Annotated in this window: 19 protein-coding genes; 9 read left to right on the top strand and 10 right to left on the bottom strand. The window is 60.6% G+C overall.

All coding sequences use genetic code 11. The features are described 5' to 3' along the window. Positions 1-379 precede the first annotated feature (379 nt). The 3 genes from ACIQWP_RS07365 (at position 380) to ACIQWP_RS07355 (ending at position 2,036) form a co-directional block, all read left to right on the top strand. Positions 380-892: an RNA polymerase sigma factor gene (locus ACIQWP_RS07365; protein WP_402784129.1), complete on the top strand. Its 513-nt coding sequence runs from the start codon at positions 380-382 to the stop codon at positions 890-892. Positions 893-895: 3 nt separating this feature from the next. Next, complete coding sequence (locus tag ACIQWP_RS07360) at positions 896-1,735, top strand: anti-sigma factor (RefSeq protein ID WP_402784127.1); 840 nt, start codon at positions 896-898, stop codon at positions 1,733-1,735. A 100-nt stretch (positions 1,736-1,835) separates the two neighbouring features. After that, the gene (locus tag ACIQWP_RS07355) at positions 1,836-2,036 is read left to right on the top strand and encodes a hypothetical protein (RefSeq protein ID WP_402784125.1); all 201 of its coding nucleotides are present in this window, start codon (positions 1,836-1,838) and stop codon (positions 2,034-2,036) included. 194 nt (positions 2,037-2,230) lie between these two features. Here the strand turns inward: ACIQWP_RS07355 and leuA are convergent, their stop codons facing one another. Both leuA and ACIQWP_RS07345 read right to left on the bottom strand, forming a co-directional pair. Next, positions 2,231-3,937 (bottom strand): 2-isopropylmalate synthase, encoded by a 1,707-nt coding sequence (gene leuA, locus ACIQWP_RS07350; protein WP_402784123.1) that lies wholly within the window; start codon positions 3,935-3,937, stop codon positions 2,231-2,233. Between the two features lie 328 nt (positions 3,938-4,265). Further along, positions 4,266-5,450: a benzoate/H(+) symporter BenE family transporter gene (locus ACIQWP_RS07345; protein ID WP_402784121.1), complete on the bottom strand. Its 1,185-nt coding sequence runs from the start codon at positions 5,448-5,450 to the stop codon at positions 4,266-4,268. Between the two features lie 191 nt (positions 5,451-5,641). On the opposite strand from ACIQWP_RS07345, the gene ACIQWP_RS07340 reads away from it, so the two are divergent. From ACIQWP_RS07340 to ACIQWP_RS07330, 3 genes are read left to right on the top strand one after another with little or no spacing between them, the layout of a single operon-like run. Then, positions 5,642-6,427, top strand: a complete 786-nt coding sequence (locus tag ACIQWP_RS07340) for a DeoR/GlpR family DNA-binding transcription regulator (protein WP_402784119.1) — start codon at positions 5,642-5,644, stop codon at positions 6,425-6,427. Positions 6,428-6,449: 22 nt separating this feature from the next. Next, entirely contained in the window at positions 6,450-7,634 is a 1,185-nt protein-coding gene (locus ACIQWP_RS07335; RefSeq protein ID WP_402784380.1) for an MFS transporter, read from the top strand. After that, positions 7,600-7,983 carry a VOC family protein gene (locus ACIQWP_RS07330; protein WP_402784117.1) on the top strand — a complete coding sequence of 128 codons (384 nt, stop codon included), beginning with the start codon at positions 7,600-7,602 and terminating at the stop codon, positions 7,981-7,983. Before ACIQWP_RS07335 ends, ACIQWP_RS07330 begins: the two co-directional genes overlap by 35 nt. A gap of 196 nt (positions 7,984-8,179) precedes the next feature. On the opposite strand, the gene ACIQWP_RS07325 is transcribed toward ACIQWP_RS07330, so the two are convergent. Next, positions 8,180-8,767, bottom strand: a complete 588-nt coding sequence (locus ACIQWP_RS07325; RefSeq protein WP_402784115.1) for an ATP-dependent Clp protease proteolytic subunit — start codon at positions 8,765-8,767, stop codon at positions 8,180-8,182. A gap of 231 nt (positions 8,768-8,998) precedes the next feature. On the opposite strand from ACIQWP_RS07325, the gene ACIQWP_RS07320 reads away from it, so the two are divergent. Continuing rightward, a complete protein-coding gene (locus ACIQWP_RS07320) occupies positions 8,999-9,811 on the top strand; it encodes a DUF2076 domain-containing protein (protein ID WP_402784113.1) in 813 nt (270 codons plus the stop codon). Positions 9,812-9,870: 59 nt separating this feature from the next. Here the strand turns inward: ACIQWP_RS07320 and queF are convergent, their stop codons facing one another. The 3 genes from queF to ACIQWP_RS07305 form a co-directional block, all read right to left on the bottom strand. Further along, entirely contained in the window at positions 9,871-10,335 is a 465-nt protein-coding gene (gene queF / locus ACIQWP_RS07315) for a preQ(1) synthase (protein WP_015340658.1), read from the bottom strand. 1 nt (position 10,336) lies between these two features. Continuing rightward, positions 10,337-11,251: a cation diffusion facilitator family transporter gene (locus ACIQWP_RS07310; RefSeq protein ID WP_402784109.1), complete on the bottom strand. Its 915-nt coding sequence runs from the start codon at positions 11,249-11,251 to the stop codon at positions 10,337-10,339. Positions 11,252-11,558: 307 nt separating this feature from the next. Next, positions 11,559-12,473, bottom strand: coding sequence for an AraC family transcriptional regulator (locus ACIQWP_RS07305; protein WP_402784107.1), 915 nt, complete (start codon positions 12,471-12,473; stop codon positions 11,559-11,561). Positions 12,474-12,571: 98 nt separating this feature from the next. On the opposite strand from ACIQWP_RS07305, the gene ACIQWP_RS07300 reads away from it, so the two are divergent. Together ACIQWP_RS07300 and bluB are read left to right on the top strand one after the other, a co-directional pair. Continuing rightward, positions 12,572-13,330: an SDR family NAD(P)-dependent oxidoreductase gene (locus tag ACIQWP_RS07300; RefSeq protein ID WP_402784105.1), complete on the top strand. Its 759-nt coding sequence runs from the start codon at positions 12,572-12,574 to the stop codon at positions 13,328-13,330. 390 nt (positions 13,331-13,720) lie between these two features. Then, the gene (gene bluB / locus ACIQWP_RS07295) at positions 13,721-14,467 is read left to right on the top strand and encodes a 5,6-dimethylbenzimidazole synthase (protein ID WP_402784103.1); all 747 of its coding nucleotides are present in this window, start codon (positions 13,721-13,723) and stop codon (positions 14,465-14,467) included. Positions 14,468-14,506: 39 nt separating this feature from the next. Here bluB and ACIQWP_RS07290 read toward each other — a convergent pair whose 3' ends face one another. From ACIQWP_RS07290 to ACIQWP_RS07275, 4 genes are all read right to left on the bottom strand, one after another. After that, complete coding sequence (locus ACIQWP_RS07290) at positions 14,507-15,142, bottom strand: glyoxalase superfamily protein (protein WP_402784100.1); 636 nt, start codon at positions 15,140-15,142, stop codon at positions 14,507-14,509. 117 nt (positions 15,143-15,259) lie between these two features. After that, positions 15,260-15,970, bottom strand: coding sequence for a TIGR02117 family protein (locus ACIQWP_RS07285; protein ID WP_402784098.1), 711 nt, complete (start codon positions 15,968-15,970; stop codon positions 15,260-15,262). Between the two features lie 126 nt (positions 15,971-16,096). Next, a complete protein-coding gene (locus ACIQWP_RS07280; protein WP_402784096.1) occupies positions 16,097-18,286 on the bottom strand; it encodes an anthranilate synthase in 2,190 nt (729 codons plus the stop codon). 255 nt (positions 18,287-18,541) lie between these two features. Continuing rightward, positions 18,542-20,065, bottom strand: a complete 1,524-nt coding sequence (locus ACIQWP_RS07275; RefSeq protein WP_402784094.1) for an ABC-F family ATP-binding cassette domain-containing protein — start codon at positions 20,063-20,065, stop codon at positions 18,542-18,544. Positions 20,066-20,318: the final 253 nt, after the last annotated feature.

The following is a 20,318-nucleotide window of genomic DNA, read 5'->3' as shown; positions in this document are numbered from 1 at the left end:
CTGCATCGTTTCGATAGCGTTTTCTAAGATACGGCGCTACAATCGAACCATTGGAATCCTGGAGGATGAGATTGGTTTTGAAGCCGCGACAAGAAGCGCCGGATGCCGGTTTTCGCAACCGGCTTCACGTTTGCTGCCTGCCGTTGGAGAGCCTGGGCCACCCATTGAGACAGAGCGGACCGGCGTCTGATCGGATCACCACTCGAAGAAAGACAGTTCGGCGCGCGAGTGCTTTTGAAGACTTGCGAAACGGCACGGAAATGGTTCATACCAACACAGGACGATTGTTCCGCTCGCATCATCTTTCTCACGGGAAAGGTCGACCGTTGCGGAAGCACTTCGCCCAGACAACAACCTCCAACGCCTCCTTGGAACGATCATGCCAACGCCGGTAGCAGCCATCGATATCAGACGCGATCTGGTCGGCCTTCTTCCGAAGCTGCGCCGCTTTGCGGTGACGCTGACCGGCGATCTCGCCGAGGCTGACGAGCTTGTCCAGAGCATCTGTCAGCGCGGCATCGCCAAGTTCCATCTCTGGAACAGTGGCGGCAGGTTGGAGAGCTGGCTCTATACCATGGCCAGGCATCAATGGGTCGATGAGGCGCGGCGCCACAAGCTGCGGCCCGCGGCCAAGGGCAGCGCACTGGAGCAGGGCGAGCCGGCAGCCAGCTCGCATTTAAATCTGGTGGAAGCCGGTGAAGCGCATCGGCTTGTCACATCTTTGCCAGAAGGACTTGCCAGTGTCTTCCTGCTGGTCGATGTCGAGGGGCACGGCTATAAGCAAGCCGCCGACATCCTCGGCATTCCTCTGTCGGCAGTGACGTCAAGGCTCTCCAGCGCGCGCCTTTATCTTGCCTCCCAGGGTCATAGTCGCTCGCCTCGAAGGTTTTAAGCATTGCAAGACATGAAGAAAACGCCGCTCGAAGTCCGATTGTCCGCCTTCATGGACGGCGAAACGAGCCGTGAAGAAAAGGAAGAACTGGAAAAGCTCATTGCCTCCGACCCGGATGCACGGCGTATTTTCGATGAGCTGAAGCACGGCTCCGATGTCGGCCGCAAGGCTTTCGATGAGGTTCTGAAGGAGCCGGTGCCGTTGGCGCTCGTTCGTTCCATCAAGAGCGCTCAGCCTCCGAAGACTCGCGACCCCTCCCCCCGTATTGCCCGGCAATCCTTGAAACTGGTGCCGACGGGCAGGCAGTCGCTGGCCGCGGCCCTCATTCTCTTCGCTGTCGGCGGCGGCATCGGCTATCTTTTCGGCATCCTGCCCGCTGACGCCCCGGCAAGTCCGCCCCCGACGCCGGCGCAGGCCACCACGCGCAACTGGCTGGATGACATCGCCGCCTATCACCGCATCTATTCGCGCCAGCCGCAGCATATGGTCGAGCTGCAGGCAAGCCAGCTGGACGAGATCGCCAGGTGGCTGACAAGCACGGTCGGCGTCAAATTCAATTTTCCGGATCTTGCTGCCGATGGTCTGGTCTTCCAGGGCGCACGCATGTTCATTGCCGGCGGCAAGCCCGTCGGCCAGCTGATCTACAAGAACCTCGACGGCGATGTCGTCGCCATCTGCTTCACTAAGACCGACGGCGTTGCCGACGACGATTTCAGCGAAACCATCAAGGACGATATCAGCATCGTGTCCTGGCATCGCAACAGCACGACCTATGCGATCGTTGGCCCCTCATCGGATGCGATGCTCGACCAGATCGCCAACCGGGTATCCTCGGAAATCTGACAGCTCTCCCATCCGCTTTGCAGCTTGCAGCTGCCGGCCGGTCGATGGATAATGGACTGCGGTAATCGCACGGGTCCGATATTCTGACTGGAGTTCCGACATGTCCGACGTTCTGCTGACCATCCCTGAAATCGACAGGCGCATCGCGGCGATAAGGGAAAATCTTCGCGAGCTGATCGAACAGGCGGCCGCCTTTTCCGGCGCAGCCGATGAAGAACGGACGTCGGAGCGCATCGCAGAGCAGGAAGAAGAGCTCGAGCGCCTGACGAAGCAGCGTGCTGTGCTTACCAAGGATAAGTGACGGCCCTGCCCGCCCCAATATTCGCAACCGGCAAAACAAAAATCCCCCGGTATAACCGAGGGGACTTCAATAGAAGTTGCGGAAAGCCTAAAGCGCGTCGCGATCTTTCAGATTCGCTTCTCGCGCTTTAGGTCCTTGATTTTGCGCATGTCGCGCAAAATTGCTGCGCACTTTTGCGCGACATGCTTTAGGCCTTACGCGGCCTTGATCGCGAGGACGCGGTTCGCCGCCGAGACGATCGCCTCGAGGGAGGCAGCGACGATGTTGGTATTGATGCCGGCACCGAAGAGCTTGCCGCCCGGATGGGAGACCTCGACGTAGGAGATCGCCGCCGCGTTTGAGCCGTGCTGGAGCGAGTGCTCGGAATAATCCTCGACAGACATCGGGATGCCGAGATAGATCGAAAGCGCGTTGATGAAACCGTCGATCGGGCCGTTGCCGCGACCTTCGATACGCTTCACTTCGCCATTGTCGGTAATCTCCGCGGCGACGATGCGCTGGCCCTTGTGCTCGGGATCGGCAAACGTGTGATGGTCGACGAAGCGAATGCGCGCGTTCGGCTGGGTCACGTAGCGCTCGATGAAATGCTCGTAGATGCGCTTGGACGGCAGCTCCTTGCCTTCCTCGTCGGTGATGCGCTGGATCTCCTCGCGGTATTCGACCTGGAGGTTGCGCGGCAGGTTCAGCCCGTAGTCCTGCTGCATGATATAGGCGATACCGCCCTTGCCGGACTGCGAGTTGATGCGGATGATCGCCTCGTAAGTGCGGCCGACATCCTGCGGGTCGATCGGCAGGTAAGGCACTTCCCACACCGGATCGTTGGCGACCTTGGCGGCCTTCATGCCCTTGTTGATCGCATCCTGATGCGAGCCGGAAAAGGCGGTGTAAACCAGCTCGCCGACGTAAGGGTGGCGCTCGCCGATCACCATCTGGTTGGAATATTCAAAGACTTCCTTCATGCGCTCGATGTTGGAGCAATCGAGTTCCGGATCGACGCCTTGCGTGAACATGTTCAACGCCATCGTGACGACGTCGACATTACCGGTGCGCTCGCCATTGCCGAACAGAGTGCCTTCGACGCGGTCGGCACCGGCCATCAAGGCCAATTCGGCGGCGGCGATGCCGGTTCCGCGGTCATTGTGCGGATGCAAGGAGATGATCAGGTTTTCGCGGTTGTCGAGATTGCGGCACATCCATTCGATCTGGTCGGCATAGATGTTCGGCGTCGCCATTTCGACTGTCGACGGCAGATTGATGATCAGCTTGTTATCCGGCGTCGGCTTCATCACGTCGATGACGGCGTTACAGATTTCCAGAGCGACATCCAGCTCGGTGCCGGTGAAGCTCTCGGGCGAATATTCGAAACGATAGCCGCCGCCGGCCTTGGCCGCCATGTCACTGATCATTTTCGCCGCATCGACGGCGATCTGCTTGATGCCCTGTACGTCCTTGGCGAACACCACGCGGCGCTGCAATTCGCTGGTGGAATTGTAGAAATGCACGATCGGCTTGTTGGCGCCTTCCAGCGCTTCGAAGGTGCGGGTGATCAATTCGGGGCGGCATTGCACCAGCACTTGCAGCGATACATCCTCAGGCACATTGCCGTGCTCGATGCACCAGCGGGCAAAATCGAAGTCGGTCTGCGAGGCAGAGGGAAAACCGATCTCGATTTCCTTGAAGCCCATGTCCAGCAACAGCTGAAACATGCGGGCCTTGCGATCGTGGCCCATCGGATCGACCAGCGCCTGGTTGCCGTCGCGCAGATCGACCGAACACCAGACCGGCGCCTTGGTGATGATCTTCGACGGCCAGGTACGGTCGGAAATGTTGATCTGGGGATAGGCGCGGTATTTTACCGTCGCTTCGGGCATGCCTTTGGGGGAATGGCTGTTCGCGTCCATGGTCTCGTCTCTTCCTTTCCCGTCATTTTATCCCGCGTCTTAGCCGATCGGATGCGGCTTGGCGATGATAAATGCGGACCCCTTGCGGGTGAGCTGTCGATTTTAGGGTAAGTCGCGAGGAGCGATGGCCAGCGGGCTTTTCGGCCGCCGGGCGCTCCTCAAAGGACCCGACAACCGCGCGTAAGGCCGAGGAGAAGAAGCGAAGTAAGGGCGCGCGTATTGTCACGCAGGGCAACGCGCCCACGTGCAATCTGTTCGGAAATCTTTGCGCCAGTCGTCTTCATGGCCGCGCTTATAGCCGCCGGATCAGAAAGAAGCAACCCCTTGCTCACTTCTTCAGCATCTGCACGCCGCGCGACAGCGCCATCATCAATCCGCCGGCAAGCAGGCCCCAGAAGGCGCCGGAAACCCCTCCGAAGGAAACGCCCGATGCCGTCACCAGAAAAGTAATGGCCGCGGCCTCGCGCGATTCCGGTTGCTGGAAGGCATTCAGGGCGGAATTGGAAAGCGCGCCGACCAGCGCCAGGCCGGCAACCGCCTCGATCAGGATCGGCGGCGCGAGCGCCACGAAAGCCGTCACGGCACTCGCCAGCAATCCGAAGATGACATAACCGATCCCGGCGACGATCGCCGCCCAATAGCGCCGCTTGGGGTCGGCATGCGCATCCTGCCCGGCGCACATGGCGGCGGTAATCGCGGCGAGATTGACGGCATGGCCACCAAATGGCGCGGCCAACAGTGAAAATACACCGGTAATGGCAAACAGCGGACCTGGCTTCGGATCGTAATCGTGCACCTTCAGCACGGCGATGCCGGGGATATTCTGCGATGCCATCGTGACGATGAACAACGGCAGCGCGATGGAGACGATGCCGGCGACGGTGAACACAGGCTTCACCAGCTCGACGGTCGGCAGCAACGAATGCTGGAGCGAGGCAAGCGCGCCATCCGGTATCTTCACACCGAAGGCCAGCACCAGGGCAAAGGCCGCAAGTGCCGCCGGCACCGCCCAGAGCCGTTTGAACGAGCCGACGACGATCCATGCGAGAATGATCGGCAGGCCGAAGGCAGGATTGAAGGCAATCGCCTTCACCGGCGCAAAACACAGGCCAAGCAGCACGCCCGAAAGCATGGCGTTCGCCAGCGGCGCTGGGATCGAGGCGACCGCGCGGCCGAATGGGCGAAACAGCCCGGCAATAACGATCAGAACGCCACAGATGAAGAAAGCCCCAACCGCCGCCGGAAAGCCGCCTTCGATCGCGCCCGCGCTGGCCAGCAACGCCGCTCCCGGCGTCGACCAGGCGATGCTGATCGGCAATTTGGTCACGGCACTCGACAAGATCGCACAAAGGCCCATCGCAACCGAAAGAGCCATGAGACCCGACGCCGCCTGCGCATCCGTCGCACCCACGACCTGCAGACCGTGGAAGACGACGGCAAAGGAACTGGCAAAGCCGACAAAGGCGGTGAGGCAACCCATGAACAGGCTTTGGATGGAAAAATCTTTGAGCATGGCGAGGGAGACTCATACGAACAGCGATTGAGCCCGCATGGAGCATTACAAGCGTTGAGCGTGCAAGTGCAGTTTCTGGCCAAAATGGCGGCGGCGACCACCAAACCAATCGCGATCTATATCATCGCCGATTCAAATCGTGCATAAACGCGAATATTGACTCTCTTGTTTATGCACGGTACTGCAAATTTATGAGCAATTCACTCCCTTTATCCCGCCGGGATGTCATCGAAACGCGGCTTGCAGAGGGGCGGCAGATCATAGCCGCTTCGCTCGCGGCGGAGTTCAACGTGTCCGAGGATGCCGTGCGTCGCGATCTGCGGGCACTGGCCGCAGAGGGCAAATGCCGGCGCGTCTATGGCGGCGCACTGCCGCTGCTGACGCTCTCTCACCCCATATCCGCACGGATCGGACTGGAATCCGGCCGCAAGAAGGTCTTGGCGCAGGCAGCCGTCGCGATGATCGAACCGGGAGAATTCCTGTTTCTCGACAGCGGCAGCACGAATCTTGAAATGGTGGGATTGCTGCCGAAGGATCTTGAAGCGACGATCGCGACGAACTCCATCGACATAGCGAGTGCGATCATGAAGCGCGGCGACATTCCGCTCGTCCTGATCGGCGGCGCAGTCGATCCCGTCGTCGGCGGAAGCGTCGACGCCTCCGCGGTTGCGGCCATCGAAGCCATGAATATCGACCGCTGCTTCCTGGGTGTCTGCGCCATTTCGGCAAGAGGCGGCGTCAGCGTGTATGAACATGCAGATGCGATCTTCAAGCGGACGCTTCTCAAGAGAAGCGCATCCCGCATCGCGTTGATTACGTCGGAGAAATTTCACGAACGCGCACCGCACCGCGTCGGCGGCGCTGCCGATATCGATTGGCTTGTCGTCGAGAACGACCTGCCCGCCGACGATGAGAAGGCGGCCGCCGAGGCCGGCTTTTCGCTCGTGAAGGCGAGTGACGTCGCCTCACCCACCTGATCTCGAAGGACAAGGAATGACCATGCAATCCACCGATCGGCCGGAAACCCGGCTGGCAACACGACTTGCCTTTCTGGTCGGGGGCTTTGCCCTCGCCTGCTGGGCTCCTCTCGTCCCCTTCGCCAAGGCTCGTCTCGGGGTCGATGATGGCATGCTCGGCATGCTGCTGCTTTGCCTCGGCCTGGGCTCGGTGGCGGCAATGCTAGCGACCGGCATGCTGAGCGCGCGCTACGGCAGCAAGCCGATCATCATCGCCGGCGGTCTCGGCCTCGCGCTTATCTTGCCGACACTGGCCCTGGCCAGCACGCCGTTTACCCTCGGCCTTGCCCTGGCCGCCTTCGGCGCCTGCCTCGGGTCGCTCGACGTCGCCATGAACATTCACGCCGTCGAAGTCGAGAAAGGCGCTGACCGGCCACTGATGTCCGGCTTCCATGCGCTCTTCAGCATCGGCGGCTTCATCGGCTCCCTGCTCGTCACTTTGCTTCTGTCGGTCAAGGCCGGCCCCCTCGCCGCCACGCTTCTAAGCTCGGTCGTAATGGTCGTCGCCATGGTCGTCGCATGGCCGCGGCTGCTTCGAACAATTCAAGCGGAGGACGCGCCGCTCTTCGTCATGCCCCGCGGCTTCGTGCTGCTGCTCGCTGCTCTTGCGGCCATCACCTTCCTCGTCGAAGGCGCCATCCTCGACTGGAGCGCCTTGCTTCTCACCAGCCAGGGCCGCGTCGATGCCAGCCATGGCGGCCTTGGCTATATGCTGTTCGCCGTAGCGATGACCGCAGGCCGACTGGGAGGCGACGCCATCACCGCGAGGTTCGGAGACAGGGCGATCATGCTGTGGGGTGGCGTGATCGCCGTCGGAGGCTTCGCTCTCCTCCTCCTCGGCCCGAACGCGATCGTTGCCATGGGCGGCTTTCTGCTGATCGGCCTTGGCGCTTCCAACATCGTGCCGGTGCTGTTCCGCAAGGGAGGCTCGCAGAAAGTCATGCCCGCGGGCCTGGCAGTCGCGGCTATCACCATGACAGGATATGCGGGCGTTCTGGTCGGCCCTGCCGGCGTCGGTTTCGCGGCGAACCATCTCGGCCTGCCCGGTGCCTTCTGGATGCTCGCCCTGTTGCTCTGCGCCGCGCCTCTCTGTGCCGGTATCGTCACCCGCTCTCAGAAACAGGGAGAGGCAAATGCGCATCGCTCATACAGCTCTATGGACGCCTGATCTCGATGCGGCGGCAGATTTCTGGAAGACCTATTTCGGTGCCGTTGTCGGCGAGCCGTATAAAAGCCAGCGCCGCCCCGGTTTCGTCTCCCGCTTCGTCTCGCTGCCAGAAAGTGGCGACCGGATCGAGCTGATGAGCGGCCCCTGGCTTTCCCGCGATCCACATTGTGAACGCATCGGCTGGGACCACATCGCCATATCGCTCGGCAGCGAGACGTCGGTTGATGCCTTGGCGGAGCGCTGCAAAGAAGATGGCTGCCTGAAATCGGCGCCGCGGATGACAGGTGACGGCTTCTACGAGGCGGTCGTCACGATGCCGGACGGAACGCCGGTCGAAATCACCGTATAGGGCCGCCCAAGCCAGGCACGGCTGGTTATTGCAATCTTCCGAGTTCGTCACTCCTGGAAACGTTGCAACCTCCCGAGTGACGAAGGCTGGCGGCGGATACGTCCGCCGCCAGCTTCCCACGATACTCGAAACGAAACACCCTCGCCTGCCTTCCGGCAAACGAGGGCGCTCAATTCAATCAGGCAAATCCGCTAGATCAGATATCCGCCTGCGAGGTCACGATGCGCGAAACCAGGCCATAGGCCTTGGCTTCCTCGGCGGAGAGCCAATAGTCGCGGTCCGTATCCTTGGCGATGCGCTCGACCGGCTGGCCGGTGGCTTCCGAGAAGATCTTGTTCAGGCGCTCGTTCATCTTGATGATTTCGCGTGCCTGGATTTCGATGTCGGAGGCCATGCCGCGCGTGCCGCCGGACGGTTGATGCAGCAGGAAGCGCGTGTTCGGCAGGCAAATGCGGCGCTCCTTCGGAGCGGCGACATAGATCAGCGCACCGGCGGAAGCGACCCAGCCCGTGCCGATCACCCAGACCTTCGGCTTGATGAATTTGATCATGTCGTGAATGGAATCGCCTGATTCGACGTGGCCGCCGGGCGAGTTCACATAGATGCGGATGTCTTCGTCGCTGGCTGCGGCAAGCGCCACGAGCTGCGAGCAGACCTTCTGCGCCAGCTCCTGCGTGATGCCACCATAGATGAAGATCGAACGCGACTTGAAAAGATTCGCCTCCGCGTCCTTGCCCAAGGGCTGCTCGGTCTTCTTGTCTTCCTGTTCGTCTTCGTCGTTCATTCCACTCTCCAGCATGATGCGTCGTTCACCGCACATAGTGCGACTCAATGCGTAAAACAATGCCGGAAAAAGACAAGGCGGGAATAGCGACTGACAACATGGTGTTATGGTTGCGGATTACCGAAATGTAACTTGAATGGCTTTGAAAAGCCGAGATTTGATCCTACGTCAGCTCAACGCGATGAAAGATCGCGCCCCGAATTTGCAGCACAGATAGCCAAGGAGGCCATCATGTCGCCTGAAGAACGTCAATTGCTCGCTTCTCTCTTCGATCGCGTGCGCGGTGCGTCCAGCACCCAGCGCGACGCCGATGCAGAGACCTTCATCAACCAGTCGGTTCGCGACCAACCCTATGCGCCCTATTTCCTGGCGCAGGCTGTCATCATGCAGGAGCAGGGCATGAAGGCAGCGGCCGATCGCATTCAGCAGCTTGAAGCCCGTGTGCACGAGCTCGAACAGCAGGGCGCCGACAATCACCAGCAGGGCCAGAGTGGCGGTTTCCTGGGTGGGATAGGTTCGCTTTTCGGTGGCGGCCAGCAACAGCAGCGCGCCGCGGCACCGCAGGGCGGCAATCCGCAGCAGCAGGGTCGCCTCTATGACGATTATGCCCGCAATGCGCCTCAGCCCGGTCCCTGGGCTGGCCAGCCGCAGCAGCAGCCATCCGGCCCATGGACCCAGCAGGCAGCGGCGCCTTCGGCTGGCGGCAGCTTCCTGCGCGGCGCTCTCGGCACGGCTGCCGGCGTTGCCGGTGGCGTGATGCTGGCGGAATCGCTCTCCAGCCTGTTCAGCCCACATCTCGGCGGCACTGGCGGAGGTCTCTTCGGCGGCAATGCCGGCAGCGGCCTCTTCGGAGGCACGGCAGCCAACGCAGCCGAACAGCCCGTTCAGGAAACGATCATCAACAACAACTATTTCGGCAATGACGACAACAACGATCAGAATGATCAGAGCGCGGCCGATTATGCCCAGGATGCTGCTCAGGACGCTCAGGACGACGACTATGACGATTCGTCCGACAATAGCGACGACAGCTCGTTTGCCTGAGCGCGAACCGCAACGACACTAGAGAAAAGCCGCCATCCGAGAATGGCGGCTTTTTTTGTTCAGCCTCGGCCGCGATAGGGCTGCACGCCCTGGTCCGGCAGCCACACGCCTTCCGGCGGCTTGCCGGTCTGCCAGAAGACATCGATCGGAATTCCGCCGCGCGGATACCAGTAGGCGCCGATGCGCAGCCACTTCGGCTGCAGCAGATCCACCAGACGCTTGGCGATATAGATCGAGCAATCCTCATGGAACGCGCCGTGATTGCGGAAGGAATGCAGAAAGAGCTTCAGCGACTTCGATTCGACAAGCCATTCGTTCGGGATGTAGTCGATGACGATATGGGCGAAATCCGGCTGTCCCGTCATCGGGCAGAGCGAGGTAAACTCGGGCGCGGTAAAGCGCACGACGTAATCGGTGCCGGCATGGCCGGACGGCACCTTCTCCAGAACCGCCTCTTCCGGATTGCTGGCGGTCTCCGTCTGGTTGCCGAGCATCGACAGGCCGGACACATCGGTCTTTGGCATCTCAGGTCTCCTTGATCACTTTGACGCGGATACCATGGGCCTTCTCGCCCTCCGGCTCCACATGAATGGTTATTTCGGCGCCCGCATGGATCGCCCGTATGGCATCTTCAAGGCGGTCGCAGATGCGATGCGCTTCACGCACCGGCATGGCGGCAGGCACGACCATGTGGAAATCGACGAAGGTCACGGCCCCCGCCCGGCGCGTCTTCAGGTCATGCACGCCAAGCGAGCCCTCGGCATTCCCGGCGATCGCATCCTTGATGACGATCTCCTCCGCTGGCAGCACGGCCTTGTCCATCAATCCGTCGATGGAATGGGAGATGACCTTCCAGCCCTGATAGAGAATGTTGATGGCAACGAGAATGGCGAGCACAGGGTCGAAGATCGGGTATCCGCTGCCAAGCGCCAACAGCAGGCCGATGAGCACCCCGACCGAGGTGTAGACATCGGACATGATGTGCTGGCCGTCTGCAGTCAATGCCGGCGATCGATGCGCCCGGCCGGCGCGGATCAGCGTGACAGCCCAAACAGCATTGATGACGCCCGCGACGAAGTTGATGGCGAGACCCAGCACCGGCGCCTGGATCGGCTGCGGATTGCCGAGATGTCCGACCGCTTCCTGCACGATCATCAGCGCGGCGACGACGATCATGACCCCTTCGGTAACGGCGGACAGATATTCCGCCTTATGATGGCCGAAGGGATGATCGTGATCGGCCGGCTTCTGGGCATAGCGAATGACGAAGAACGCGATGAAGGCCGCGACGACATTGGTGAGGGATTCAAGCGCATCGGACAACAGCGCTACCGAGCCTGTCACCTGCCAGGCCAGCATCTTCAGCCCCAGCACGCCGAGCGATAGCGGAATGCCCCAGAGGGCCAGCCGCCTGATCGTATCGTTTCCCTGAGCGCTCATGCCCTTCTCCGATGTCCCTGCGCCATGCTTATGCGAATGAATTGCAAAAAAGGCGCCGTTGAAATGCAAAACCGCCCGCGCGAAATTCGCGCAGGCGGCTCATTGACGGCTGATATGATGCACAGCGGCGCATTTGTCAAAGGGCGTAATCCTTTTTCGCATCACGAACTGTTCTCACCACTCGGACCAACCAATGCACGATTGGATCATCCAAGCCCGAAGGATGGAGAAGGCTCCGCCTGGATCGCCGCTCCGAGGTGATCGCAAGCCCTCGCGATCACCTTGGCCGCCGGGCCTCCTGAGAGCGCTATTGAATTCCAGACAATTGTTGCGATCGCGCATAGTGCGTGGGTGGAAGCCCAACGGAACGTGTGAAGGCAATGCTGAATGCGCTGGCGGAACCATATCCAACCCGTTCGGCGATCTCCTTCATGCCGCCTTCGTTATTCAACAGCATGTTCTTGGCGAGCGCCATGCGCCAGGAAATCAGATACTCCATTGGCGAGACGCCAACCGCACGGCTAAAACGCTCGAAGAAAGCGGAACGGGAAAGACCGGCCGACTTGGCAAGCTCCGTCACGGTCCATTGCCTGCTCGGATTCTCATGCATCTGGCGGAGCACGATACCAAGACGCTCATCCGCAAGGCCACGTACCAGACCGCGCGAGGCTCCCGTTTCCGCGATGGATCGCAGCGCCTCGATCAGCAGCACCTCCAGCAAACGCTCGAGAATGACGTCACGCGCGGGGCGTTGCGCTCTCGTCTCCTCCCGCACGAGCTGGACCAGGGTCGTGAAGCGCGTTTCGCCGCGAACGTGGATGACACGCGGAAGCAGCGAGGCCAGGAGCGCGGCATCCGGGGATCGGAACGTGCAGTGACCAACGAGCGATCTGACATCGGGCACGCCATCGGGATCGCCGTTTCTGACTTCTCCATTGGGAAGCACCGTGTGCCGTGTGTCGCCATCCTCATGCGAAGGCAGAGTTGCGTTCGACATCGAGAAGTTGGTTGCAGAAGGGATCAGGACAAAATCCCCGGCCCGCAGAGCGATCGGTTCGTGGCCTTCGACTGCGAGGCAACAACAGCCTTCCAGTATGACGCAATAGAATGGCTGCCCGTTGTCCGAGCGCTTGACACGCCAGAGGCCTGCTCCCGTGGCGAGCTTCGATCGGGATGCCCCTGGCTGGAGCAAGGCGACAACCTCGGCAAGCGGATCGGACAAGACAGGACTCCCAGAAGCGCAATACGGACTTTTGATTATAGATAATCCGGCCGTCGAAACATACATTTTTCTGAGCCAATCGTTCAGGAGCATTCATCATGGCGCATGATAAACGTATAGCACTCGTCACCGGCGCAAATCAGGGCGTGGGCCTTCAAGTCGCAAAGGAACTCGTGGCGAACGCCGTCACCGTGTTCGTAGGATCGCGCGATCTCAAGCGTGGCGAAGAAGCAGCCAGGGAAATCGGCGCTGGTGCGATCCCAATCCAGCTCGACGTAAGGGACATCGACTCCATTGCCAACGCGGCAAAGCGGATTGGTAACGAATTTGGACGCCTCGACCTGCTCGTCAACAATGCGGCAATCTCGAATACGAGAAAGGGGAACTTGTCGCTTGAGGAATATGTCAAGATCAGCAAGGCGAGCAATGTCCCGCTCGATGAAGTCCGCGCGGTCTGGGAGACCAATGTGTTCGGGGTCCTTGCCGTCTATCAGGCCATGCTGCCGTTGCTGCGCCTGTCATCGGATGCTCGCATCGTCAACGTATCAAGCGGCGCCGGATCGCTGACAGCCAATGCCGACCCATCCTTTCCGCACCACGCGTATTTCGGTCCCGTTTATCCGGCATCGAAAGCAGCTCTAAACGCGATCACGCTTGCGATGATGATCGAGTTGGAGGAGACCGGCATCAAGGTCAATCTGGTATCCCCCGCCTTCACAAAGACAAACCTCAACGGATACCAAGGCACCGAGTCCGTGGAGGATGGCTCGCGCGAAGTCGTGCGCGTCGCGCTACTTGGACCGGAGGGTCCTACCGGAACCTTCACTCGCTGGGAGAACACCACAATTCCGTGGTGATGCACAGACGCTCATCCCATATCCAAGATTTCGAGACCTGGTCGAAGGCGGAAGGAGGCGGCGGATCACGCTCACTCGTTCGGCCTTTTGATCCGTAGTCCGGCACAGGCTCAAGCCGGCCGCAGACACTTGTCGGCCTGACACGGCAACAACGAAAGACCTTTGAGCGTGGCCGCCGACGTCAGCCTTTGGCGCACAGCTGACATCAAAGCGGCTGATAAGCAGGCCGACAGCATTTGCGACACAATGGCGCGATTATACGCTCGCCTGCGGAAAATCGTGCTGGTAGTTTCGCTTGCGATCCAGCACTAAGCTTTGCTTCAGCCCGATGTGCAAAGGTCGGCCGCATCGGCCGACGAACTGCCGCTCTTGATGAAACCATGGTTGAATATGTCCGCTCTTGACGATCCCGCCGATGCCAGCACTGCATCCCCCATCGCCGATGCCCCTGTCGGAACGTCCGATCACCTGGTTGCAGCCGGCGCTTTTTCGGAAGGAGAGCGCAACGCCGTCTACCGCGCCATCGAGACCCGGCGCGATGTGCGCGATCAGTTCCGGCCCGATCCGCTGCCCGACGATCTCGTCCGGCGCCTGCTCGAAGCGGCTCATTCAGCGCCATCCGTGGGCTTCATGCAGCCATGGAACTTCATCCTCATTCGTCAGGGCGAGACGCGCGAGCGCGTGTGGCAGGCATTTCATCAGGCCAATGAAGAGGCATGCGGAATGTTCGAGGGCGACCGGCGCGCACGATATCAGCGGCTGAAGCTTGAAGGCATCCGCAAGGCACCGCTCAGCATCTGCATAACCTGCGATACCAAGCGCGGCGGCCCCGTCGTGCTCGGCCGCACGCATAATCCGGATACCGATGTCTATTCGACGGTTTGCGCCGTCCAGAATCTCTGGCTTGCCGCACGCGCCGAAGGCGTCGGGGTCGGCTGGGTCAGCATCTTTCACGAGGATGCCATCAAATCGATCCTCGGCATACCCGAGCACGTCAAGATCGTTGCGTGGCTCTGCGTCGGTTATGTCGACGAACTCTACGACATGCCGGAACTCGCCGTGAAGGGGTGGCGCGATCGTCTGCCGCTCGACAAGCTGGTCTTCGAGGAAGGCTGGCAGGATTGCGAGGACATGTAGGGGCCGCCGCTCTATGGCGGCCCTCGACGGATCAAACGGTTACGATCTGAACGTGACAAACGAGATGACGTTGCCGTCCGGGTCGCGCACATGAAAATCGGTGCCGCCCCATGCCTGCTTGGTAAGAGGCTGAGCAAACTCCACGTCCCGGGACTTGAACTCCTCGAACAATCCCTGGACATTCGAAACCTCGATCGAAGCAAGGATGAGCGCTCCCTCCCTTGCAGCAGCCGCGGCAAAGTAAGGCTCATAGACGAGCCGCAAGTGAATCCAGATGCCATCACGAGACACAGCGCCATAGAACGGCGGCAACCCGTGCAGGAACTCCACCGCGAAGCCAAGCTTTTCCCGGAAAAAGGCGGCGCCTGCAGTTACGTCCCGCACGAACAGGATCGGTATGACGCTCTTGAAAACCGGCGGTTCCGCTGATGCCGCCGGCATCTTCGGCACATCCATTGCCACGGACTTCAACTCGGCCCAGCTCTTATGGCCCGCTTCGACCGCAACGATCTCCTGTGCCAGCGTCAAAGGAAACTTCATCGCCAGGATCTCGCGATCCGTCAACGCTTTGAAACGGTCGAGCGTTCGAACGCGCCCGCCGATGGAATAGTCGCGCTCGCGGTGCCAGCGCATCAAGAGCTTGGCTTGTTTACGGTAGGTGTCGAGGGTGGGCATAGACGGACTCCTGCTGAGTGATATCAGCGGGCAGGCCTAGCCCTTTCGGCCCAATGCCGATGTGCCCCACAGGAACGCTCTAAGACTAGTTTACAGCCTGCCATAAGTCAAACAAAGCTAAGGCAAAGCGTGGCTTGCGGCAAAACGCTCATCCTCATTATGCAGGCGCAGCGACCAGCGCAGCATGAAAGGCAATGACGTCCAAAAGCCGGAGGTCAAACCCGCCTGCCGGAGCGCGGCGGCTGTCCATGTATTGCATCCCATCAATGCGTTGAAATATCCCCGCGCCTCGAAGAACGCATCGTTCGGTCCGTAGTTGCTGCCAGGCAGGGCAACCGGTTTGCTATCGGCCTGTTCGAAACTGGCAAGGATGAACTGCTTGAGCCGCTCGAGCCCCTCGGCATCGATATTGATGACCGTCACAGCCGGCGCATCGAGCGGAATGTCGCCCGCCAGCTCCGCATGAATGACGGAACGGTCGAGCGCGAAGCTCTTCAGCACAGGACCTGCCTTCAAATCGGCCCAGGTCCGCGTCTCCGTATAGAAGCTCCGGCCGCCCCAGCCGAAGACGAGATAACGCAAATTGGGATTGTCGAGATCAAGCCCGGCGATCCGCAGGAATGCGAAACGAGTGATGAGATCGCCATCGACGGGTATGGCTATATCCGTATGGATGGGGTTGCTGAGCATGAGGATTTGCTGGGATCGTTCGGCGCGCCCAGCCGGTTCGTCAGGCCACAGAGGCCGCGGCAAGACAATGCCGAGACCGACGAGTGCCGCGACGGCAAGCATGGCGAAGAAAACGCCCTTGAATACCCTTGAGATCACCGATCGAAGCCCCCATCGACAGTGAATGTTTTCAGCGGTTTGTTGGCTGTTTCAAGGCAAAAGTACCCCTATGCACCTTTCCGAGCGCACAGGGATATCCAAACTCCGCGACTATGAGCGCTCGCCTCAGGCGGCCTTCGTCTTTGCCCGCCGCGCCAGATGAGCCACGACATTCTCGATCATCCGCATACCGGCATCGCCGCCGAGCGTCATGATCGATTCCGGATGGAACTGTACCGCCGCGATCGGCTCCTTCACATGCTCGATGCCCATGATGGTGCCGTCTTCGCTCTCAGCCGTAATCATGAAGTCACGCGGCAGGCTCGAAGGATCGGCAAAGATCGAATGGTAACGGCCGACGGTAACTTCGCGGCCAAGGCCGGAGAACACAAGGCCGGGTTCCAGCACGCGGATGCGCGACGGCTTGCCGTGCATCGGGATCGCCAGATGGCGCAGCTCGCCACCATAGGCTTCCGTCAGTGCCTGTAGTCCCAGGCAGACGCCGAAGATCGGCAGGTTGCGCGCCCTCGCCTTCTTGATGGTCGCCTTGCAATCGAAATCCTTCGGATTGCCGGGGCCTGGCGACAGCACGACCAGATCCGGATCGAGCCGATCGAAGACCTCCTCCGGCACCGGCGTACGCACGGTCGAGACCGTCGCGCCGGTCTGGCGGAAATAATTGGCGAGCGTATGGACGAAGCTGTCCTCGTGGTCGACGAGCAGGATCTTCACGCCCTTGCCGACGGACGCGACGTCACGTTGCTGTTTGCCGGAATTGCCGGTCTTGGCATCACGGATGGCGGAAAGCATGGCGGAGGCCTTCAGTTCGGTTTCGGCTTCTTCTTCCTCGGGGATCGAATCGTTCAGCAGCGTCGCGCCGGCCCGCACCTCGGCGATGCCATCCTTGATGCGAACGGTGCGCAGCGTCAGGCCGGTGTTCATGTCACCGTTGAAGCCGACCATGCCGATGGCGCCTCCATACCATGCGCGCGGGCTTTTTTCATGGCTCTCGATGAACCGCATGGCCCAGAGTTTTGGCGCACCCGTTACGGTGACGGCCCAGGCGTGGCTGAGGAAGCCATCGAAGGCATCCATATCGTCGCGCAAACGGCCCTCGATATGGTCGACCGTGTGGATCAGGCGCGAATACATCTCGATCTGCCGGCGGCCGATGACCTTGACCGAACCCGGCTCGCAGACGCGGCTCTTGTCGTTGCGGTCGACGTCGGAGCACATGGTGAGCTCGGATTCGTCCTTTTTGGAGTTCAGCAGCTTCAGGATCTGCTCGCTGTCGGCAATCGGATCGTCGCCGCGCTTGATCGTGCCCGAAATCGGGCAGGTCTCGATACGACGGCCGGACACGCGCACGAACATTTCCGGCGACGCGCCGATCAGATATTCCTGATTGCCGAGATTGATGAAGAAGGAATAGGGCGACGGGTTGATCGCCTTCAGCCGCTTGGAAATGTCGGAGGGTTTGCTGTCGCAGCGCTCCATGAACTTCTGACCGGGCACGACTTCGAAGAGATCGCCCTTGCGGAAGCTCTCCTTCGCCTTGACCACCAGCTCGGCATATTCACCCGGGCGATGATCGCTCTTCGGCGGAATGGCGTCCGTGTGATGGAAGGGCTCGGCGGCGATTTCGCCGGACTTGCCTTCGGTCGATTGGCCGTCCTTGGCGAAGTCATAGCGGTCGATCCAGGCCTTGGCGGAGTAGTTGTCGACCACCAGGATTTCGTCGGGCAGGTAGAGCACCATGTCGCGCTGGTCGTCGGGACGCTTGAGCTTCAGGTTGATGGCGTCGAACTGGAAGGCCAGATCATAACCGAAGGCGCCATAGAAGCCGATACTGGCGTCGGCCTGCGAATAGAACAGATCGGTCACGGCGCGCAGCACGGTGAAGACCGTCGGCATCTTCGAGCGCTCTTCCTCGGTGAAGACACGGTCGGGCATCTTGACTGTGAGATCGAGCCGGCGCGGTGTCGAAGCGCCGAGAACGACTTCGGAAACCGTCTTCAGCTTCTCGGCGATGAAGCCGAGAATGACCTCGCCGCGTTCGTTGTAGGCGTCGATCCAGACATCGCGTCCATTGCAGGACAGACCGAGCGGCGGGTCGACGACGGCGGTATCCCAACGGGTGTAGCGGCCGGGATATTCGTAGTTCGACGAGAAGACCGCGCCACGGCGTTCGTCGAGCTTGTCGATGTAAGACGATACGGCATCCGCGTAGGGCGTCGGCCGGCGTTGCCGGGTAACGGTGATCCCGCCCTTCGTCTCGTAGATTTCCGCACCATCATCCCGAAGGATCGTTACCATTGTTCCTCACTCCGTTATCGGGCCCGGATGACAGGCGGCCTTTATAACAAAAAAGCCGCCTCGAAATCTCGGGCGGCTCACTCGTCGTCTTTGAACACGATTGGTCGAGGCCGCTTTAGCGAGCCCACCACCACGATGCATTGTTGTTCAAAGCAATGTTCATGGCGGGAATTGTTAGCGTGAGATGCGATGATGCGCAAGCAGCAATCTCGGCGAATGGGCAGAAACGATTTTCCGTCTCTGCCCACCCTTTTGTTAGTCTTGCGTTCGGGCCGCTTCGAAGAACTCCTCCGGCCCATCCACTTCGATCAGCCGCTTCCGGTCGATCAGCCAAAAGCGATTGCCGACCGACCGCACGAAACTGCGATCGTGCGAGACGAGCAGGCAGCTTGCCTCGTTCGCCGTCAGTTCGTCTTCCAGAGCCTCCTGACCGTCGATATCGAGGTGGTTGGTCGGCTCGTCGAGCAGATAGAAGTTGGGATTGGTGAGCCTCAGCACCAGCATCGCCAGCCGCGCCTTCTGTCCGCCGGAGAGCCTGCCAATGGCGCGACCCTGCATCTCGATGTTCATGCCGGCGCCAGCCAGCAGCGTGCGGGCGCGTTGCTCGCCAAGCTCGAACAGCCGCGTGATGACGCCAAGCGGCGTATCCTCCTGGCCGAGATTGGACAAGGCCTGATCGCTATAGCCGAGCACCAACGATGGCGTCGGCTTGATCGCCCCGGCATTTGCCGGCTCGTCGATAGCCCTGCGGATCATTTCGACAAGCCGGGTCTTGCCGGCGCCATTGGCTCCGAGCAGCACGATACGGTCTCCCTGGCAAATCCAGCGCTTGCCGGTCTTGAACAGCACCACGCCGTCCGGCGTCTCGACGGAGGCATCGTCGAGCGTCACCAATATCTTCGCCTGCGTGCCGCGATTGGCGAGCTTGATCGCGCCGGCCGAACGCTCCTGATAGCCCGGCCGAGCGGCGTCCTCCAACTTCTCGGCTCTTGCCTTCAACTGCTTCGTCTTCACGGTCAGCAGATCGCTTCCGGAGTTGACGCCGATATTGTGGAGCTTGGCCGCCTGCTTGCGCAGCTGCTGCGCCGTCTTCATCTCTTTCTGATAGCGCCGCTCTTCCGAGGCATCGGCCTCGTCCAGCGCCGCCCGCGCCCGACTATAGGGCAACGCATAGATCTGCGACTGCTCCTGACGCAGGAACAGCGTCCGGTTGCTGACGGCATCGAGAAAGGCGCGGTCATGGCTGGCAATCAGCACGGCGACATCGCGCGGCAATGCATTCAGCCAGTCTTCCAGAAGGGCGATCTTGGCAAGATCGAGATGGTTGGTCGGCTCGTCCAGCATCATCACATCAGGCTCAGTGACCCAGACGCGAGCGAGCATGGCAAGCCTTTGCCAGCCGCCGCTGAGCTGGTCGAGCGTCCGCTCCCGCATCACCGCCGGCACATCGAGCGAATCGAGGGTGACATCGACCCGCCAGCTCTCGCTGACGGCCTGCTCCCTTGGCAGGGCGCGGAGAACGGCATCGTAGAAGGACACATCAAGCAGATCGGCGGGCACATTCTGCTCGACATACCCGATCCGAAGACCGCGCGCGCGCGTCATATCGCCAGTGGTTGGGTCAAGCCTGCCGGCTATGCTGTTGAGCAGCGAAGTCTTTCCGCGTCCGTTCGCGGCGACGATCCCGATGCGATCGCCGGCATCGACGGTCAGATTGAGATTGGAAAACAACGGCGCACTCATCGTGACGCCCAGATTGCGGAGATTGATCAGAGTCATGGTCTTTTCCGGTCTCGATCGAGCATTTCCGGGACATCGCCGGCGGCTCCCTTTGCCGCGCTACGCCGATGTCGGTGGCCACAAGCAGGCCAATGCTCGAAAACATGTCATGACGCAGCCGCGCAGATACGCAAGCTTACGTCGCCCAAAGGGCAGACCAGAAGGAATGGGTGAGTAACAGCCTCTGATCAGCCCTGCAAACGCATCCGCAGGGCGCGAGTCGGACCGAACTGGCGAATATGCCAGACTATCT

It is taken from the genome of Rhizobium sp. NPDC090279 (assembly GCF_044769665.1).
In the GTDB taxonomy this organism is placed as follows: domain Bacteria; phylum Pseudomonadota; class Alphaproteobacteria; order Rhizobiales; family Rhizobiaceae; genus Rhizobium.
This window is presented reverse-complemented; position numbering and strand designations above follow the sequence as displayed.

What these genes read in the sequence shown, in the direction of transcription:
- ACIQWP_RS07365 (WP_402784129.1), top strand. Translation starts at nt 380, where the DNA reads ATGCCAACGCCGGTAGCAGCCATCGATATCAGACGCGATCTGGTCGGC.
- ACIQWP_RS07355 (WP_402784125.1), top strand. Translation starts at nt 1,836, where the DNA reads ATGTCCGACGTTCTGCTGACCATCCCTGAAATCGACAGGCGCATCGCG.
- leuA (WP_402784123.1), bottom strand. Translation starts at nt 3,937, where the DNA reads ATGGACGCGAACAGCCATTCCCCCAAAGGCATGCCCGAAGCGACGGTA.
- ACIQWP_RS07345 (WP_402784121.1), bottom strand. Translation starts at nt 5,450, where the DNA reads ATGCTCAAAGATTTTTCCATCCAAAGCCTGTTCATGGGTTGCCTCACC.
- ACIQWP_RS07340 (WP_402784119.1), top strand. Translation starts at nt 5,642, where the DNA reads ATGAGCAATTCACTCCCTTTATCCCGCCGGGATGTCATCGAAACGCGG.
- ACIQWP_RS07335 (WP_402784380.1), top strand. Translation starts at nt 6,450, where the DNA reads ATGCAATCCACCGATCGGCCGGAAACCCGGCTGGCAACACGACTTGCC.
- ACIQWP_RS07330 (WP_402784117.1), top strand. Translation starts at nt 7,600, where the DNA reads ATGCGCATCGCTCATACAGCTCTATGGACGCCTGATCTCGATGCGGCG.
- ACIQWP_RS07325 (WP_402784115.1), bottom strand. Translation starts at nt 8,767, where the DNA reads ATGAACGACGAAGACGAACAGGAAGACAAGAAGACCGAGCAGCCCTTG.
- ACIQWP_RS07320 (WP_402784113.1), top strand. Translation starts at nt 8,999, where the DNA reads ATGTCGCCTGAAGAACGTCAATTGCTCGCTTCTCTCTTCGATCGCGTG.
- queF (WP_015340658.1), bottom strand. Translation starts at nt 10,335, where the DNA reads ATGCCAAAGACCGATGTGTCCGGCCTGTCGATGCTCGGCAACCAGACG.
- ACIQWP_RS07310 (WP_402784109.1), bottom strand. Translation starts at nt 11,251, where the DNA reads ATGAGCGCTCAGGGAAACGATACGATCAGGCGGCTGGCCCTCTGGGGC.
- ACIQWP_RS07300 (WP_402784105.1), top strand. Translation starts at nt 12,572, where the DNA reads ATGGCGCATGATAAACGTATAGCACTCGTCACCGGCGCAAATCAGGGC.
- bluB (WP_402784103.1), top strand. Translation starts at nt 13,721, where the DNA reads ATGTCCGCTCTTGACGATCCCGCCGATGCCAGCACTGCATCCCCCATC.
- ACIQWP_RS07290 (WP_402784100.1), bottom strand. Translation starts at nt 15,142, where the DNA reads ATGCCCACCCTCGACACCTACCGTAAACAAGCCAAGCTCTTGATGCGC.
- ACIQWP_RS07280 (WP_402784096.1), bottom strand. Translation starts at nt 18,286, where the DNA reads ATGGTAACGATCCTTCGGGATGATGGTGCGGAAATCTACGAGACGAAG.
- ACIQWP_RS07275 (WP_402784094.1), bottom strand. Translation starts at nt 20,065, where the DNA reads ATGACTCTGATCAATCTCCGCAATCTGGGCGTCACGATGAGTGCGCCG.